This is a genomic window from Paenibacillus abyssi (assembly GCF_014640295.1).
In the GTDB taxonomy this organism is placed as follows: domain Bacteria; phylum Bacillota; class Bacilli; order Paenibacillales; family Paenibacillaceae; genus Paenibacillus_D; species Paenibacillus_D abyssi.
Genome location: NZ_BMGR01000014.1, coordinates 63,111 through 80,115 on the forward strand (window position 1 = coordinate 63,111; position 17,005 = coordinate 80,115).

Sequence of the window (17,005 nt, forward strand, 5' to 3'; positions counted from 1 at the left end):
GCCTCCCTTAGTAGTACATTTTCTGCGATTTCTTATATTTGATCTGCGTTATTAGGAACTCGCTAAAGTATTGCTCATAACGTTCAAACTTCAAAAACGCACAAGCCACTACAAATAGATCCAGAAGAAGAACGATAATTCCGCGGATGATGAAACTCACGGTCCCATCCAAGAACGGGGTTAATTTCCCGCCCCACAAAAGAAATACAAATGTGAATACCGCAGCGGGGGCGACAAGAAAAAATTGCCTCATGGAGAATATCGCCAAGACCGCCTTTTCCTCGCCCGTTATATCTATGGGTACAACCAACTCACCCATCACGCATCCCCTTTCTTTTGCACCCACTCAACCGGTTGATCGGCCGAACTGGTATTTATTAAAAAGAAGGGTGGGAGTCCACCCTTCTCACGTCCCCCTGCGGGAATTATTGAGCCATGCCTTTAATCATCGCCGGCAGCGCGTATGCCATAAAGAATACGAATGCTGCGCCGCCGCAACAGAAGAATGCCTTCCATAAAACGCTCGTCTTTTGCGGGTTCAGGGAACCAAATGCCAGGAATAGACCGATTACCATGAATGCAAGCGCGAATACGGATGCACCTATACCGCCGACGATCTTGAGAATCGTGTCCATAGCGGTATTGATCGTGCTGGCACTCGTGGTACCGTCATAGATATCCGTACCCACTTCCGCAAAGGCTCCTTGGGCTGTGTAAAGCATGACTGCCATCGAAGAACCGATGGTGGTGAAATACTTTTTGCTTCGTTTCACTTTTGTTTTTCCTCCTTATAATGTCGATCAGTATAGCTGCAGAGATCCATTAGAACACCGAATACCGCCTCTACCCCCTTATCGAACAAAAAAAGCACCGTTGGTATCAGGCCATAAAAGGCCCAACCCAACGGTGCTTCCGCGGATTTAGTTCGATATGTTCTTAAAAATATTATCTTATCATCCATTGAGATTGTCAACGGGAGACGGTCATTATACACCCATTTTTTCGTGGTGATTGACCACAAGCGTAAAGTAAATGATCTTACCTTGTTTGGTGATCGAATGAATCTTCAAATCGCCTACGTTGATAACCCGATGACGATTCAATCCACGATGAAGAAGCTCTAAAAAATTATCGAGTTGAGCTGCATCCATGCCGGCAGCAGCAGCCCGTTTTTCAATGCCTCCAACAAGAACTTCAGTGTCGTTCTCGTATGCTATTGAAAGATGGCCATTACGAGTTCGGAACTCCATAACGCACTCCGGCCGTTTGGATAGCATTTTTTCAAAGTATGTATTTCGAACGATCTGCTCGATCTCCTGAAAAAGAGATTCATTGTTAAGCGACATGCACGCGCCACTCCTTGTTAGTCCAGTTGTTTGACGTTAAGCCTGATGTTTATGTATTCGGCAAGCAGATAAAGTGTTTGACTCTGATACAGGTTACTCATTTAACGGGCTATGTATAGTGGCGTATGGTGCAGTAGATTTGCCCGGTACAATCAGCTTGCATAATGAATCTGATTACGAATATTTAATTCCAGATAAGCAAGGCTACCATCTTCGTCAGCCTCATAGAGAAGAATGACATCTGCATATAGGATCGTCTTCCGTTTTTTCAGAGCGGTCTCAAGCGCTGCCAACAGATCAATCAAACCCTTACGGGTTAAACCTCCCGGCTCATCATCAAGCAGATTGATCATTTCCACACATTCCGGACGAAAGAATGTCCGAAGAGCGCCATCTTTCACGAAGAAGGATAGCTGCCCGTTCCGGTTCACGCCCAAATATTCAGGCAAAACGGCAATAATGTTCCCTCTCATCTGGGAAAACAGCTTATTGTTGGTTTCCGGTACCGGTACATTTGGTCTATACCCAACGTAAGTCATTTGGCCCTCTCCTGACAGTTAAATTCATATTTCGACAATTTGAATTCTATCAAAAAATTCAAGATTTTGGAACATGAACAAATTACCAGTTTAGTTTCTACCCCCAATAAACCAAGGTAGAGCACGTATACCTCCCGTCCTCCTTTCAAAAAACGTGGACTAAAGTACCAGTCAACGTGTCCTGAAAGGAAAACGGGAACGCTAGTCCCGAATTCCTGCTAAACCGCTTCTTGAGCCTTGGCCGCTTCCTGTGCGAGCTGTATCTTACAGACAAAGAACTTATGTTCGGATACAAAATACCCAGATACAAATACCATTTCGCCAAGAAACGACTTTGCATTTCCGGAGATTGGAATTCTTGAACCTCGGAACTCCAAGTAGGTCACACTCGCTTCGATCGCGATCTTACCAACAAGCACATCTTCTGCCATCTTTGGTCCCAGCGCCGGCGTCGTAGTCACGCGATCGGCAAGGGTACCATAAAGCTTACGAATGTACTGATAGTCGCTGAACGGAATATGATAAGGCGCTTGCTCCGGAAAAATATGCTCGTCCATTTCTAAACCTGGGAATGGAATCACATTTCCTTTGGTTTGCTTTTCTGAATACGGCGCAACTGCTCCCGATAATGACGGAATCAGATCCATCTCGGCAGACACGAAAGCATAATCCTCTGGAATGGAGTAATCCGGCATATCCGGAGGTTCAAGACCAACCAGATCGAACGGGATAACGGCCGGCGCGGTTTCAATGGATGGGATCTGAAGCAGTACAGGATCCTCGACCACAATTCCTGTGAGCGAAGGCTGTTCTTCATCCATTGCCGCTAATTCGGCTTGCATAACCCATTCAGGTACCTCATCTGCTTCCGCCGGCTCCTGCATTACTGAATCCATCGGTTTAGAAATAGGATCTGCAGAACCGCTCAAGGCGGTAAATAACTCCGAGATCGAGCCTTCCATCTCAGCCGGAATGTCTGAAACAGAAAATTCATTCTTTATTTCTTGGGGAGCAATAGCAGTTATGGCTTCCAACATCTCTTCATGCCGCTTCTCCTCTTGTTCAACAAGGATGTGCTGCGGTATGGCGGGAATAAACAGTGTAGGCCGGGCCTCCAAGAACTCCTCGTATGACAGAAATTTGCCGAACTTGGCGTCACTTCGCGGAGTGAAAATGACATTTACCAGTGCAAGAACTGCGCCAACCGACATTACACCAATGAACCAGTACACAAAGCTGGCCATCAGATCAAACCGCCGAGATGAGGATAATTCCGACGATACCGAAAACAACGATAGCCAAACCAACAACGAGCATCGTATCCTGCATCTTCCACTTCACCTGCTGGACAATAGCTCTGCGCTTCGCCACTCGACGCAAAACTGAACTGCGACGGGAAGAATCTTTCTGCAGCTCTTCACTCAAAAAGTCGGATTCTAACTCCGACAAGCCTTCACGGATAGATACGTACTCACCCAACGAATATTTGCTGTTCTTCATTTCAACATCTTCTCCCTTACGCGCGCGATTTTATATATAAAAAACGCCCTTGCAGAAAAGGAGAATTTGTCCGAAGACAGATCACTCGCTTCCCTACAAGGGCGTTTTGGATTTGGTATTATAGCAACTAATGGACATAAAAAAGCCATTAATATGCTGAATAAATCTCTCAAGCACCTAATGGCGGCGTTTTTGCGTTATAAGCGCAGACATAACCCAATAAAAATAAAAAACGGGCACATTCAGAAAACCACATAACTCCTTGGGCCGCTTGGCAGGAGCAGTACAAAATACGACATTTAATGATTCTATTTTACCATCGCGATTTCAAAATGTAAACCATCGATAATGATAAGAAAAAGACCAAGACACCAAAAAACAGTGTATTGGTCTTCTTTTTTAGAAAAATGACAACTGCCCTGCAACGGCACTATGCTTCCGATTGCTGCAGTCCACCATGCTGAGCACAATCTCGTCCTGCTCCTCAAGCGTCGAAGCGCAATTGGTGGCCGTTTCCGGCTCCGCTGCTTCCTCTGCAGATGATGCAGGCTCCTCGGCAACCTCAGCGGTGGTCGGCGCGAATGATCCGTCTCCTTCAATGACATACACCGATTCCGATTCAACCGCTAAGTGCTCCTCTTCTGCACCAGCCTCTAATTGAGGTTCCTCGGTAACAACGACGGACGCCACTACTGCTTCTGCGCTCTGGATATCGTCACCGTCCTCTATCACCGTTTCAGAATCGGTGGATGTTCCTGCTTCATCTTCGAAATCAAGCGCTATTCCCAGCAGCGGGTCATCGCCGGATTCTTCAAAGTGAAGTTCGAACTCCTCGCCTTCATCCTCGAATGTTAAGGTGCCAACACCTTCAATTGCGAAGTCCTCCCCTTCCTCGAAAGAAAGTTCAAACTCTTCATCCTCCTCTGCGGCAGGCATATCTGAGTCATCCTCTTCTCCCGTGAGCGTTGGCAGGGGCGTCGTCAATTCAAAAATCAGACGATCCAATTGACCATAAGACCGAATACGGCCTTCAAAATCGTCGTCTGATTCGTCCGCCATCCGGTTCGGAAGCAGCTCCGGATCGATCAACATCGAACCTCCGTCACCAGTGATTTCCTCTGCCCGATAGTACAATCCAAATGGCCGATAAAAGTCCGGTTCGATCGCAAGATTTGACTCAATGACATCAAATCCCTCACGTACTCGCTCCCGGTAATCCTCAACCACAGCTGGAATCAGATCGATGAAGGCATTGATACTGCCTCGAATAGTAGGCGAACTAAGAGGCTTCATACCCGTTTCGTATGTTCTCCAGTTCGCTATCCACCAACCTACCTGCCCCGCTTGGAAGAGCTCCTTGCATTCAAAGGGATGCTCCTTCTCTTTGATATACCGATTCATCCAGCCTGGCATCTTGCCGTCAAAATAGATACGGACAACCTTAGACGGGTCTTTCGGATGAAGCTGGAGCTTAATCGGTTTAGCCTCAAAATGATGTTTTGTGGGGGAGGACGAAGTTTCCTTCGCCTCATACCACTCAATCACGACGATTCCGCTGGTCTTCTCAAAAAATGGAACTGCCATCGCTTATGCCGCCCCCTTCACGGATCCATGGTATATCTTCCATGACCGGCGGGCATTACGTCTAGCAGAGCCTTTTAAATTAAATGAACGCTCGTAGCGGCCAAGATCACCGAAATACAACAAGCATTCGGGGATATCGACATAAGCAATTTTTTCATGGGGCGCTCTTCTTGCCTCACGAATGGTCCGGTACCAGCAGTTAACGTAAAATCGTTTCGTGGTACGGGATAACCGGCTGTTGATTGGACGATACAACCGGACATTACCCTGTCTCGACATCAGCATCATCACAAACATGAGCATAAGTTGCGATTCCAAATAAGAACGTAACATATCTATCTCCCCTTCATCATTAGGCAATTTGTGCGCGGGACGTCCCGCTTTTAAGCATATCTCGAGCAAACTGCTCCATATCAACCGACTTAGCTGCCGCGAGTGCATCGCCTTCAAACTCATCGGCGATCTCTTCAAAGTTCAGAGCCTCACGGTCAATTGCCAAGTTCACTCCGCTGATCTTTGACAAGCAAAGACCGTGCATATTTACGTCGATGGTACCGACATTCATGAGCCAATGGACGTCTACCACATCCTTTTGGCCGAGACGGACAGCGCGAGAATAGCATTGCTCGATACGCTTACCATTAAAGTCGAGGTCAAACAAAAACACCGACTTCGCCTCGGTCAAGGTATAGGATTCAGCGCCGGTACGGTGAGAAAGAATCAGAATGGATAATGGATCGTTAGGGTCCTGGAAGGACTCGATCATTTTCCAGCGATCCTCTTTCTTCACGCCACCATGAATGAATTCTGCGCGTTTGCCGAATACGACGTTATCAAGCGCAAGTTTTAGGTATTCAACCGTCTCCTTATGTCCGGAGAAGATAATCATCTTCTTGTTCCGGCGGAGCAGGTCGATTGCCTGCGACTCCAAATATTGAATCTTGGCCGTCTTTACACCTTTTGTCGCATCATAGTCCGGGAATACCCATGGACAAGAGGCAGCCTGCTGGAGTTTCCGCATCCACGTACAAATCTCAATCGTGTTAATCCGATAAACGTCCCCGCGTGCGTCGGCAGCTTCCTTCTTCATCAGCTCCATCTCGTACCAATCGCCAAAGTCCTTCACCATTTTGTTGTAGAGTTCTTCTTCGGCCTGGAACATGTTCACGTGGTAGCGGTGCATCTCCGGCTTGGGTACTGAGATTTTGGCTTGGACATCCGAATCGAGTTTCTTCTTCCGGTACATAATGCTGTCGAGCACCTTCCACAATTTCTCGTGGTTAGATACGCGAGCCTGTACGGAGTCGATATCAAGAACGGCTCTTTTCTTACCCCCGCCGTAAAACTCGCGGAAGTGCTCATATCCTGCCTTTCCATACCCTTGAAACGGCTGTCCTTTACCGGCCGCTTCTTGAATTGGATCCTCGTAACGGTAGGAAAAGCCAGTAAGCCAACCCAGCAACCAAAATAAATCCTCCGTTCCGTTCTCCGCCGGCGTGCCGGATAGCGCTACCTTCGTTCTTGTCTTCACGCGACGGACCGCCAACGCGCGACGTGTATCGCCCGATTTTATGTAATGCGCCTCATCGACGATACAGGCGTCATATCCGTTATGATAGAACTGATATAGCGCCGGCTTTTTGGAATCGATGATGGAATATCCGCAGATCCGAGATTCACGCCGACCGAGCCGTTGTTCGATCAGGTTCGAGCAGATATGTTGTCCGGATTTCCAATCGCTTTTACAGCCTGGGCATTCCTTGGGCATGTCTTTATCGCTCCAACGCTCTTCGAGCGGCGTAGCCCGCATTTTGCAGACCGTGCAATACCGAAGATGGCGTTTGAATACTCCGCCATAGGAAACCCGGCAATGCGGGCATTCCGTATGTTCCTTGCGTCGATACACGACACGTCCCGCTTCATTGGCCCACTTTTCGTAGGATACGAGGTGGATACGCTTTGTGCTATGAAGGTCACTCGGGTTAGAGAGAAGTATGTAATCCTCGCCAAACCCCAAATTCTTGAGCTCCCGGATCCAGTCATTCAAATTGCGGGACATCGTGATAATCATGATGCGTTTGTTCGCATCATCTGCAGCTACGCCCACAATCGATGTTCTAGTTTTGCCAAGACCCATTTCCATTGCGTTTAGCAAACGCTTCTTCGCCATGATAAAAGCGGCACATTCCTTCTGAAAATCGAACAGCTCTGTTCCGTCTGGAAGTACGCCCCCAAATTTTGCCTCAACCTTCTCAAAGGCTTCAGCAAACCGGCTCGTCGTCTTCAATTCCTCCAGGGAGATCATATCCAGCTCATACGCTTTACGTTTCCGCGAGAGAACCGATTGAAGCCGTTCCAACTCCTGAGAGTCGGCAGACAGGCCCCAATTATCCAGCTGGTGAACCGCCGGATGATCGGTCATCTTCACGCCAGTTTTTGTTACAAGGTGATGCCAGGATAATTCCTTATCCTTCACACCCTCTGACGCGAAGCATTCGGAAACTGCAAGCGAGTCAAAAAGTGTTTTACCCCTGAATAAAAGCGCCTTATTATCGTAATTCGCTCGAATCATACTCATCAAAAAGCCTCCGCGAATTGTTGTCTTCGCGGAGGCACTCACCTCACTTTTTATTGTGATTTTTTTGTTACACACTGGCTGCAGCTGCCGCAGGAGTAGCCGCCCTCGTCGTTGGAGCGGGAGACCCATCATTGAGCCTCTCCACTTCAGTAATGACCACGGGCAGAACTGTCATGTTGACACGATCCTGACCATCAATCCCGACGGTAATCGGTGATCTATGGCTCGAGATGTGCAACACGATTTCGTCCGACCCTCGATAGTTTGGCGATTGGAAGAACATTGCTGCTACCTCCATATGATTTGCATGGATAGCAATTGCAGCAACGCCTCCTTCCTCAACTGTCCCGCTCAAATCTTGAACAAGATTACCGCCTGGTGTCTGAGCTGTAACGCGACCATTCTTAACGACTAACATCGTGTATGGCTTGTTGTTCGCAGAAACGGCACGGACGCGGCGCATCAGCTCAATCAGCTCAAGGCGATCAAGTCGAACCTTGGTCGTGGCGTTGTAGTTAAACGCCTTGTCCATAAACTCAACTGGCAAAACCCCGCGAAGCGGTGTGGTAATACACGTAACGAGGCCGGTTTTAAAGACGACAAGACCGAATTTGGTCCGACCGACGGTGACATCCGCATCGGGAGGAAGCACTTCTGCAATTGCCTGAAGCGTCCGGGCATCCAACGAGAGATCAACGTCAAACCAATCGAGCTTTGTCGCAAGGCAACGAACGTACTTGAAGCTATCGGTAGCCCTCAAATACACTTCGTCCGTTTCATCCTTGCTGAACTGAATGCCAAGGATGGCGGGAGTCGTCGACGCCTTTTCGTTACCCGGCAAGGCGCAGAACGGAATCATCATCCGAACTATACCGTGTAAAGCACCAGGCATCCACATAACCGTTTCGTTCGGCAGCGGAGGTTCCAACATCATTGCTGTTTCTGGCAATATATCGACTGCGATGTGAGAGTCACGATTACCCCATCTCAATTTCAAACGGCCATCCTCGACTTGCATAAGGATTTCCTCATTCGACGGGAGAGCGGCGACCTTCTGATCTAATTCAAAGATCGAGGTTGCTACGGACACATCAGCTTCGATAACCGCGTTAACTTTTCGTTCGACACTCAAGGCGGTATCTGCGTAATAGAACGAGACCATTCCTTCTTCCGTGGTGGAGACATAAATCGACTTGTCACCCAGACCGGATTTGCGTGCCGACTTTGCAATTGGACCTACGACGCCTTTTAACATTTCGCTAGGGATTCTGATCATAAAAATTGGGACCCAAAAAACAGGTCCCTTCACCTCCTCAAAAAGTTTTGGATTTTCAAATCAAAAAGCCTTGTGCCCGCTAATTGATTCCACAACCTCCTTTCTTTTTCGGGCACAAAAAAAGCCCTCAAAGGAGACATCTGCTCTAGAAAAAACCTAAAGCTCACAGTCACCATTGAAGGCGTTTTTGGGCATATTTATCCCTATCATAGCTTAATGAAACTACGGTACTCCTTGGGCCGCTTGGCAGGAGCGTAAAATAAAATGATAGGTATACATCCATTGTAATGAAGAATCTGGAATAAAGCAAGATACCCCTGTCTAAAAATGCAGGTTTCCTTCTCTAAATTTATGATTGAACTATCAACTGCTACTTCAATCTTGAGAGGAGAATCACAATGAGGGATATGGGTAAGTGGAAAAATGAAATGATGGAAAAGCACGGTTTTTTCATCCACTTTGTATTGGATGATCAGGTCGGCGCAGGGGCCAATTATCATACTCATGGGTTGGAGCAATCATTCGGTCATCCGGATCTTCAATGCACTCTCCCAATCACGCCGGAAATCATTCAGTCCGTATTTCATACGATTGTCGATCGCATCAAAGCCGGTGAACGTTTTGTAGCGGAACAACTCTACGAAAAAGTAATCACAAATTACCCTGTCGAATTCAAAGAAGCAAATGAATTCGGGAGAAAAGTGCTGCGCCTTCTTCTTCCAGATGAAAAAGGGCTATTCCCTAATGATCCGATGTGCAACCCGGTCTATAAAGAACAAGCCAAAGGTGTGTTATGAATGAAGTCTATGAAGTTGGGTGCGAACTGATTTACGGATATGTTTACGAGGGGAAGCCGATCCGTTACGAGGAACTTGATCCAGAAGTCAAAGATTACATGGAAGGGTGGAGACCTCGCCTGCCTGCAGATGAGTTTCCGGAAGACTTTCCGGACGAGGGTGGCTACACAGGAGACTACTTCACCCTATACCGTGGCATTTGCTTTACCACCGAGGAGGCTTATACCGCGTTTCTGAAGATGATCGAGCGCGGGGAGATCCAAATCGATGGTGTTTCTTCTTGGACGGTTAACCCTGGGATCGCTGAAAGATTTGCAAAAGGAGCGGGTCTGCCTCCGAATACATCTACCTATATGGGGCTAGTTCTGGAACTGTCCCCTGTAAAGCGGGAAGAGACGTTCTTTGCCTCCTACGAAGCGCACAACGAGCTTGAGAGCCTCTACGCCGATCGTCTCGAGGGTCGCGACAATCGTAAGCTCCACAGCCTTCACGAAGAGGAAATTGTAATGCCTCCCGGCACCTATCAGGTGAGCATTTATAAACGGATTCAAACAGGAAGGGTATTATGAATTGTATTAAGGGCCGCAGCCTGCATCCGGGTGATCGGGTGCAGGTATACCTGAATCTAAACAAGGGCTCCTGCTTCTCCATCCGGAGAAAAAAGACTGGATTGGTTCTTGCTTATGCGGATTCCGTAACAATTCAGAATGCCGAATTCAAGGTTTCGAGCAAAGGAAGAGCCCGCGTTATAGCTTCCGGGGTAAGAGCCGTTCACGCCTATGTTGAGGGTGAGTTTTTGGCAGCCGACGGGCCCGCTCCACCCCATGTCGTTAATGTCGGGTACTATAACCCTTTTAAAACTGAATATTTCATTGACGAGTGTACGAAGGAACGTGTTGAGCGAAGCCAAACCGCGCATTGTCAAAACCGAAGGGTCTATTTTCACTGAAGCTGGTGAAAATAGACCCTTTGCAAATTCGAAGCAGGACGCCCCCTCCCCTACAATTGAAGTATAGGACATCAAAAACGCCGGAGGATACAAACCATGACCCAACTCTGCTTTAACCTTTATCCAAAATACGGACCCTGGATTATTACGAACAAGGGCGATCAAGACTGCAGAGAATTGGCTGACCGGCATTACAGTCGGCAGACGATCGGCGCAAAACAGTTTACCCGTCCAGGCCGGAATCTGGTATTGAGAACCACGGATGCAAAGGCAGTCTGGGTGACTTGGAGCGGGATCCGCGATGACGGCATGCAGGCGTATGAATGCACGATTTTCCGTAATGAGTCCACGCATCTCAGCTCTGAACTAATCAGGTGGGCAATCTTCGCTACGATCTGTGAATGGGGCGGGAGTATCCCTGCCGATGGCTTTATTACTTACGTCGATGATCGAAAGGTAAACAATGAATTGCCGGGATATTGCTTCATACGAGCCGGCTGGAAGAAGACCGGCAGAAGCAAAAGCCGGGGACTATCGCTATTCAAAATTTCGATGGAAAAGAACTTCCTGGCCATGCAAAAGCTGAATGCAGTCAAAGAATTAAAGCTGGCTCAATCGAGCATGCAGCTCGCACTTGAATCAGGCGAATGGATTGACTCTCATTGGTTCCATCAAGAGGCAATCCGGCTTCAGGGATATGTAAGTCACGTTGATGAAGCCATGAAGAATTTTGGTTTAGGCCAGCTGCATGATCCGACGATAGACGAATGGGAATTACAAGAGATTATTTCACCTTATGAATGGTTCGATGGATCGGAACATTTAGAAGGATTTCAACATTCATACTGAGGGGGCTTACCACATGCTATTGTACAAACAGATTATCGATATTGTTGAGAATGATGTACCGGAGGACGTCGCCCTTGATGTCGTAAAGGGCGGCCGCAAGAAAGCGAAATCGGAAGGGGAAGAAGCAATCACCCGTTTCCTACGCACATACAAGCCGGAAGAGCGTTTGGCGAAGCAAGCACTCCTTGCACAGATTGAAAGCTCCCCCCTCTACACTGAGCCGGCCAACGACGTAGCTGATAGTCATAAATTCGGCTGGAACCGGGGCATGGCCTTAAAGCTGGAGACGATCATTCGGGGCCGCTGGAGCGCTTGGTTTACGATTTTGGATAAACAGCGTTTCGATGAGGATCTGGATGACATTCCGGAATGCGAATTCAGCATGTTCGACGGTTCGGCACAGGTGAAGAAAATGCTGGACCGCTGTATGAGCCATGCGTACAGCAGCGGGTACCGCGGCCATGATTTCATGGAATGGCTTGGATACTCTCTTGGGATCGCCTGGTTTGAGAAACCGGATGTCGATGAACGGACGCTGCAGCATTGGTATGATACCTTCGATATTTCCCTAATGATGCTGTATCCCTCTGATTACCTTTCCACGTTTTTGATCGACTATCAGGGACAATCCGGTGTAGGCGGCTACTATCCAACGCCTCTCAATGCTACGATGATGATCAATCAAATGCTCGGTTTTGGGAATCCGAAGATCGATCGTACCGTCAGTGTATATGAGCCGTGTCTTGGAGCGGGTGCCATGCTCCTTCCATCGGAATCACTGAATCTGATTGGCGCAGACTTCAACATATCGATGGTTAAGGCGGCCTGCATACAAGCTTTTCTATATCAGCCTTGGCTGCTGTACATCCCCCATCCGATTACCGGCATCCATTTTTCTGAGTCAGAAATGCGTATCAATCGGTACTTTGAATTCTCCTGCGACAGCAATATCTTCCACGGCGATTCTCTCTTGGGTGAGTACAGATGTCCGAAGGAAATATTCAAAGAAAGTGAGGAACTTGTCGATATACACATTAACCCGCTTGATCTGCGAAAAAATAGCGCTCTCAAGTGGGAGAAGGAATTCATGACAATCCCTTGGGATGAAATGGCCTATGAGATGAAATGGGAGATCGTCAAAGCACAAGCCCGATCCCTGGGCTTTGATTGTGTAGCTTCAAATCCCCCGTTTGGCGCAATGAATAAGTTCACGATGGAGCAGATCCGGGAATACGAGAAATCGAATGTTGCGTTCCTTGCCGAAAGAAAAGCCTGGCTGGACCAGCTGGAGAAAACACCGTCCCCTCATACCGAGGAAATTATTGATTTCACGATGAGCTTAATTGAGGAGAAAACCGGTCAACTGTCATTCTTCTAAGGAGGACAACAAGATGCACAGATATGAAGAGCTGACGCCGGAGCAGCGCCGTGAATATGGGTTCGTAAAAGTAAATGAACTTACGGCGGCGAGGCTCAAATCAAAAAAGAAAGGCAAGTATAAGCCCGAAAAGTTGTTTAACTCAAACAATCATCAGGTGCTAGAATTAAAGCCATTAGACCAATCTGATTGATAAGGAGCTGCAATAATGAGTAAATCTAAGAACATTCGTTTAATCGCAACGGGCTTTGTCGTAGGTGCACTATTCTTCGGCGGGGTGTCCTATGCGGCGACAAAAACAGCAACGTTAAATGCTGTATTCGGCGTAAAACTTGTTCAAAACGGTATCGATAAGACCCCGAAAGGTAAAGAACCATTCATTGTTGACGGGACCACTTACGTACCTTTGCGCACGGCGGCCGACATTCTTGATGTGCCTGTTACCTGGGACGGTAAAAACAGTGCCGTAATTATAGGCAAAAAAATAGTCGGAACGCCTCTCGGAACCCCGGATAGTGTATCGACAGACACGCTTACCGGCCCAAGCATGACGAGCAATCAGGTAATGACCACAAATTCAAAAAGCTATGGCAATACAGGATTCACGATCATCAGTGAGCATCACGGCGTATGGAAAGAGAGAAAAAATGTTTTGAAGTATAATTTGAGTAATCGATATGCAAGTCTTCGCTTGGCAGTTGGAATTGATGACAAGAGCAGAGACTTTACAGACCAGGTACTTCGCAATATTGTCTTCAAGGATCAGGACGGCAATGTGTTGCAAGAGGTATCCTTAGGCAAAGGCGCTGTGCGAGAGAACATTAATATTGATGTAAAAGGTGTTCTCACATTGTTCATTGAGGTTTCTGGAGAAAATTATAGTGGCCATACATCAATGGTGAATTTCATCAGTCCAGTATTAAATTAGTCCCCTAAAAATTTAAGAAGGCGCCTGCGGGCGCCTATTCTTTTTGCTGTTCATTTTGGGTTTTGTTAGCTTGTAGGGCATTATTCAATTGCTGGCGCATCCGATCCAATTCATCATACAGCTTCCTTAGTGATTCATTATAACTTGTTCGCTCCTTGTCTTGTCTATCCTGCAGTTCAGTCCGGACAGCGAGCACAGCCCTTTCCTGAGCCAATTCCGCCCGCTCCTGCTCACGCTGCAGTTCCCGCTCATGGTCTTCCCTCAGTTTTCGGAGCAATTCATCTTTGATCTCCTGAAGCGACTGGAAATCACCTTTCAGATTAGCAAGCTCGCGATCCGTAGCATCCTTCTCTTTTATCAATTCCGACACCTGCTGCCGTAACTGTTTCGCCGCATTTACCTCTTCCGTATTTTCCGTGATCAATTTCGACAAACGTTCGTTACGCTCTTTGTACTCGGATAACAGCTCCTCATCCCGTTTGTTGATTTGTTCCAGGTTGCCAATGTCCTTTCGCAATTCCCCATTCTCTTCGGCAATCTTGTTCTTTTGTTCGGCCAATGCTTCCATCTGAGATTTAAGGGAGAGAATCTCTTCTTGTAGAGTAAATATTTCGTTGCCGCGGTCATATAACTTCCGCTCAAACCCCTCGACCATCTCCCGACGCTCAGCAGATTCGGTTTGAAGCATTCCCATAAACAGATCAACCGTGGACCGAGTATGGTACTCCAACGCGGCAATATGCTTTTGATAGCCGGCATCACCGTTTTTAAGTTGCTGCATTTCATAGACCGCAGCCACATGTTCAATAAATCCTCCTTCGGTTTCAAAACCGGAGTCCTGGAATAGCTCCTCGAGCTTCTCGCGGGTATCCGTTGAGACCTTATATGCTTTGGTGGTCTTCTCGATCTTATCGCTCATTTTTTCGGCTCCTTTATAAACTTGATAATAATAGTATAGGCAAGCCTCTAGGATAAGTAAACTGGTTAACTTCAGTTAACTCAATGATTATTTACAAATAAAAGTTAACCCAGTAAAAAACAAAAATAAAAAAGGGCCAATCGGATTTCTCCGGATCGCCCTGTTTTTATGATTTAACCTTCCTTTGTGTGAGCAGCACCCGGCTGTTTCACTGGTAAGGTGTTGCTCTCCTCAGCCTTCTTCATGCTGACCAATTTTCTGTACCACTCATAGCGCATTAGCGTCATAGGAACGCTCACTTCCCTTCCGTTTACCCTCATATCACTTCGGGCAGAATAGTAGTCATGATCTCTGGCTCCGCAACCGCTGCTCGCGCGGCCGCTTCCTGAGCCTTAATTCGTTCGATAGCCTTCACGTCCTCCTCAGTGAAAGCGTCCACTCCACTGCCCCACGGATCCCAGATGGGAGAGTACGAGGTCTCAAAATGCCCTGGGTGAACCGGCAGAAAAGCAAATAGGGCATCTTTGAATCGGCGGGTAAGCGCGATACCTTCCGGAAATTCTCGTTCCCGCACGATGCTGTAGATTTTGAAGACTTCATTCTGAGGAATCGTTAAGCCCAGATCGAACATCTTTTCAAGCAGCAGCACACGGATATCCAGCGTAAGATCCCCGAGCCCGCTGGTCAGCTGGCCCAGCATTTGGCCTTCCTCGCCCGCCTTGGTGCCGCGCACTCGTTTGTATCCGGTCAGAGATCCGTACCTGATGTCTTGGGCAGCCTTGAATACCTTCCTCATGGCTACAAACGGCCCTAGCTCATCGGGGAAGTCCTTTGCCATATTGATCAATGACGTGTCTTCCTTGACGACAGAACAAAAAGTGCAGCCCATACGCGCTCCCGAAGAGCTCGTACAAGACGATACCCCTTCGTTAATGTCAGTCATGGCAGCTCCTATCGGACACTCTTCCCATCCGCCAGCTGCTGAACCGTACAAATTAATCAGGTTATAGTTTCCGTAATCTTCCCAGGGAGCTTCGGTCCGAACAAGATAGGTAATGACATCACGTGCCGTCCATCGCTTGATCGGAGCGCAGGTTCTTCCCGTGATCTGATGTTCACCGAAAAACTCATCCCCGAAGAATTTGGTCATACTCCGTGCCCGGTTGGAAGATTCCGCGCTGCGGGTTCCAAGAAGAAGCACAATATGGTCGCCGGTCTGGTTCGCATAATAGCCCGCGTATTCCTCTAGCACTTCATCAGCTGGTCGCTTCTTGAGTCTATCAACGCACCAGCGGTTCATAGACGAGGGAGGGGCATACCCTTTACCGAAGACACACACATGAAACGTCTCATCCAGTTCCGGCGTCACGATGCGAAAATCTATGCCTAGTCCTAGAGATTCTACCCGCTCCTTAACCTTGTAAATATGATTAACAAGCAGCACGTTCTCTATCAGCGTATCGGCACTAATAACCGTAATTTTCGTCGTGCATTCCGGGTGCTCCAGCTTATAACGCAAAACTAGCTGAAGGCAACTATGACTGTCCTTTCCTCCGGAGTAGGCTATCAGCACATGACTATACATAACCATGCAATGTTCAATAACGGCATAAGTTTCGGCTAATAGATCCGGGTTTACCCCATCTGCGATTTCAAATGCTTCCCCTTCGGCAGCCGGCTTGGAAATCGATCGATCCGGTTTTGGTAGATTTACGCCCATTAACTCGAACAGATCCAATTTGGTCACCTCGGATTGCTCCTGAAGCGGCGGCCAATCTAGCGGCTCTCCAACTCCATAGGGCGGAAGCGGGTAATCGAAGAAAAACTCCACGTTAAAATAATCTTTTCCGTCCGTGATCCAGCATTGCAGCTTATGTTTTGGCGAAAAGGTATGCCAGTTCCGCTCCACGCTTGAGAGTACGGAGGATAGAATCGCATTACTCCAATCATCGATCCAGGCTTGGTGCGGGAGCTTAACATGATACCCGCTGCCTTCCATGAACGAAAGAAATCCGGCGGCCGGTTGGTCCGCATCAATAGCTTCATGCCACTCAATGTCTGTGGCATATCCCATAAGAGCCTCAACAGGGGTCTCATTCAAAAAGTGGTGCAGGGTTAGAAAATCTTTGCCATTGGAGAACACAGCGCTTTGTTCCCTCACCACACCTAAAAAACTCCAACCTGTATCCTTCAAGTATGCCCATATCCGGCGGGAAACGTTGTTCGGCTTCCGTAAGTTAGGGTCAATGGCAATTCGATGGTTAGCAGGAGAAAACTCAAATTGAATATCCATCATCATTGTTCGCCATGAGCTTGAGCAGAAGAGTAGCGGGCATCGCCGCTCCAGCTTCTAATTCAAAGC

Annotated in this window: 19 protein-coding genes; 7 read left to right on the forward strand and 12 right to left on the reverse strand. The window is 47.7% G+C overall.

Features of this window, described 5'->3' with window-relative positions; all coding sequences use genetic code 11:
• Window positions 1-7: 7 nt before the first annotated feature.
• The 10 genes from IEW11_RS19345 to IEW11_RS19390 all read right to left on the reverse strand — a co-directional run bounded on the left by IEW11_RS19345 (window position 8) and on the right by IEW11_RS19390 (window position 8,802).
• Entirely contained in the window at window positions 8-319 is a 312-nt protein-coding gene (locus IEW11_RS19345; RefSeq protein WP_188532714.1) for a PrgI family mobile element protein, read from the reverse strand.
• A gap of 106 nt (window positions 320-425) precedes the next feature.
• Window positions 426-773: a TrbC/VirB2 family protein gene (locus tag IEW11_RS19350; protein ID WP_188532715.1), complete on the reverse strand. Its 348-nt coding sequence runs from the start codon at window positions 771-773 to the stop codon at window positions 426-428.
• Between the two features lie 213 nt (window positions 774-986).
• Window positions 987-1,346 carry a hypothetical protein gene (locus tag IEW11_RS19355; protein ID WP_188532716.1) on the reverse strand — a complete coding sequence of 120 codons (360 nt, stop codon included), beginning with the start codon at window positions 1,344-1,346 and terminating at the stop codon, window positions 987-989.
• 152 nt (window positions 1,347-1,498) lie between these two features.
• Window positions 1,499-1,885, reverse strand: coding sequence for a hypothetical protein (locus tag IEW11_RS19360; RefSeq protein ID WP_188532717.1), 387 nt, complete (start codon window positions 1,883-1,885; stop codon window positions 1,499-1,501).
• Between the two features lie 218 nt (window positions 1,886-2,103).
• Complete coding sequence (locus IEW11_RS19365; protein WP_188532718.1) at window positions 2,104-3,129, reverse strand: hypothetical protein; 1,026 nt, start codon at window positions 3,127-3,129, stop codon at window positions 2,104-2,106.
• Between the two features lie 4 nt (window positions 3,130-3,133).
• Complete coding sequence (locus IEW11_RS19370; protein WP_188532719.1) at window positions 3,134-3,385, reverse strand: hypothetical protein; 252 nt, start codon at window positions 3,383-3,385, stop codon at window positions 3,134-3,136.
• A 399-nt stretch (window positions 3,386-3,784) separates the two neighbouring features.
• On the reverse strand, window positions 3,785-4,969 hold the full coding sequence (locus IEW11_RS19375) for a hypothetical protein (protein WP_188532720.1): 1,185 nt from the start codon (window positions 4,967-4,969) through the stop codon (window positions 3,785-3,787).
• 3 nt (window positions 4,970-4,972) lie between these two features.
• Window positions 4,973-5,302 carry a hypothetical protein gene (locus tag IEW11_RS19380; protein WP_188532721.1) on the reverse strand — a complete coding sequence of 110 codons (330 nt, stop codon included), beginning with the start codon at window positions 5,300-5,302 and terminating at the stop codon, window positions 4,973-4,975.
• A 19-nt stretch (window positions 5,303-5,321) separates the two neighbouring features.
• On the reverse strand, window positions 5,322-7,547 hold the full coding sequence (locus tag IEW11_RS19385; protein WP_229725478.1) for an SNF2-related protein: 2,226 nt from the start codon (window positions 7,545-7,547) through the stop codon (window positions 5,322-5,324).
• A gap of 67 nt (window positions 7,548-7,614) precedes the next feature.
• A complete protein-coding gene (locus tag IEW11_RS19390; protein ID WP_188532722.1) occupies window positions 7,615-8,802 on the reverse strand; it encodes a hypothetical protein in 1,188 nt (395 codons plus the stop codon).
• A gap of 419 nt (window positions 8,803-9,221) precedes the next feature.
• Here IEW11_RS19390 and IEW11_RS19395 point away from each other — a divergent pair, with 419 nt between their 5' ends.
• The 7 genes from IEW11_RS19395 to IEW11_RS19425 all read left to right on the forward strand — a co-directional run bounded on the left by IEW11_RS19395 (window position 9,222) and on the right by IEW11_RS19425 (window position 13,724).
• The gene (locus IEW11_RS19395; protein ID WP_188532723.1) at window positions 9,222-9,620 is read left to right on the forward strand and encodes a DUF4262 domain-containing protein; all 399 of its coding nucleotides are present in this window, start codon (window positions 9,222-9,224) and stop codon (window positions 9,618-9,620) included.
• Window positions 9,617-10,189, forward strand: a complete 573-nt coding sequence (locus IEW11_RS19400; RefSeq protein ID WP_188532724.1) for a hypothetical protein — start codon at window positions 9,617-9,619, stop codon at window positions 10,187-10,189. Before IEW11_RS19395 ends, IEW11_RS19400 begins: the two co-directional genes overlap by 4 nt.
• On the forward strand, window positions 10,186-10,569 hold the full coding sequence (locus IEW11_RS19405) for a L5-gp82 domain-containing phage-derived protein (RefSeq protein ID WP_188532725.1): 384 nt from the start codon (window positions 10,186-10,188) through the stop codon (window positions 10,567-10,569). Before IEW11_RS19400 ends, IEW11_RS19405 begins: the two co-directional genes overlap by 4 nt.
• A 96-nt stretch (window positions 10,570-10,665) precedes the next feature.
• A complete protein-coding gene (locus tag IEW11_RS19410) occupies window positions 10,666-11,418 on the forward strand; it encodes a hypothetical protein (RefSeq protein WP_188532726.1) in 753 nt (250 codons plus the stop codon).
• 13 nt (window positions 11,419-11,431) lie between these two features.
• Window positions 11,432-12,796, forward strand: coding sequence for a hypothetical protein (locus IEW11_RS19415; RefSeq protein ID WP_188532727.1), 1,365 nt, complete (start codon window positions 11,432-11,434; stop codon window positions 12,794-12,796).
• Window positions 12,797-12,809: 13 nt separating this feature from the next.
• Window positions 12,810-12,989 (forward strand): hypothetical protein, encoded by a 180-nt coding sequence (locus IEW11_RS19420; protein WP_188532728.1) that lies wholly within the window; start codon window positions 12,810-12,812, stop codon window positions 12,987-12,989.
• Between the two features lie 15 nt (window positions 12,990-13,004).
• On the forward strand, window positions 13,005-13,724 hold the full coding sequence (locus tag IEW11_RS19425) for a stalk domain-containing protein (RefSeq protein ID WP_188532729.1): 720 nt from the start codon (window positions 13,005-13,007) through the stop codon (window positions 13,722-13,724).
• A 34-nt stretch (window positions 13,725-13,758) separates the two neighbouring features.
• Here the strand turns inward: IEW11_RS19425 and IEW11_RS19430 are convergent, their stop codons facing one another.
• Window positions 13,759-14,643, reverse strand: coding sequence for a coiled-coil domain-containing protein (locus tag IEW11_RS19430; protein ID WP_188532730.1), 885 nt, complete (start codon window positions 14,641-14,643; stop codon window positions 13,759-13,761).
• Window positions 14,644-14,959: 316 nt separating this feature from the next.
• Window positions 14,960-16,936 carry a phosphoadenosine phosphosulfate reductase domain-containing protein gene (locus tag IEW11_RS19435; protein ID WP_188532731.1) on the reverse strand — a complete coding sequence of 659 codons (1,977 nt, stop codon included), beginning with the start codon at window positions 16,934-16,936 and terminating at the stop codon, window positions 14,960-14,962.
• Window positions 16,937-17,005: the final 69 nt, after the last annotated feature.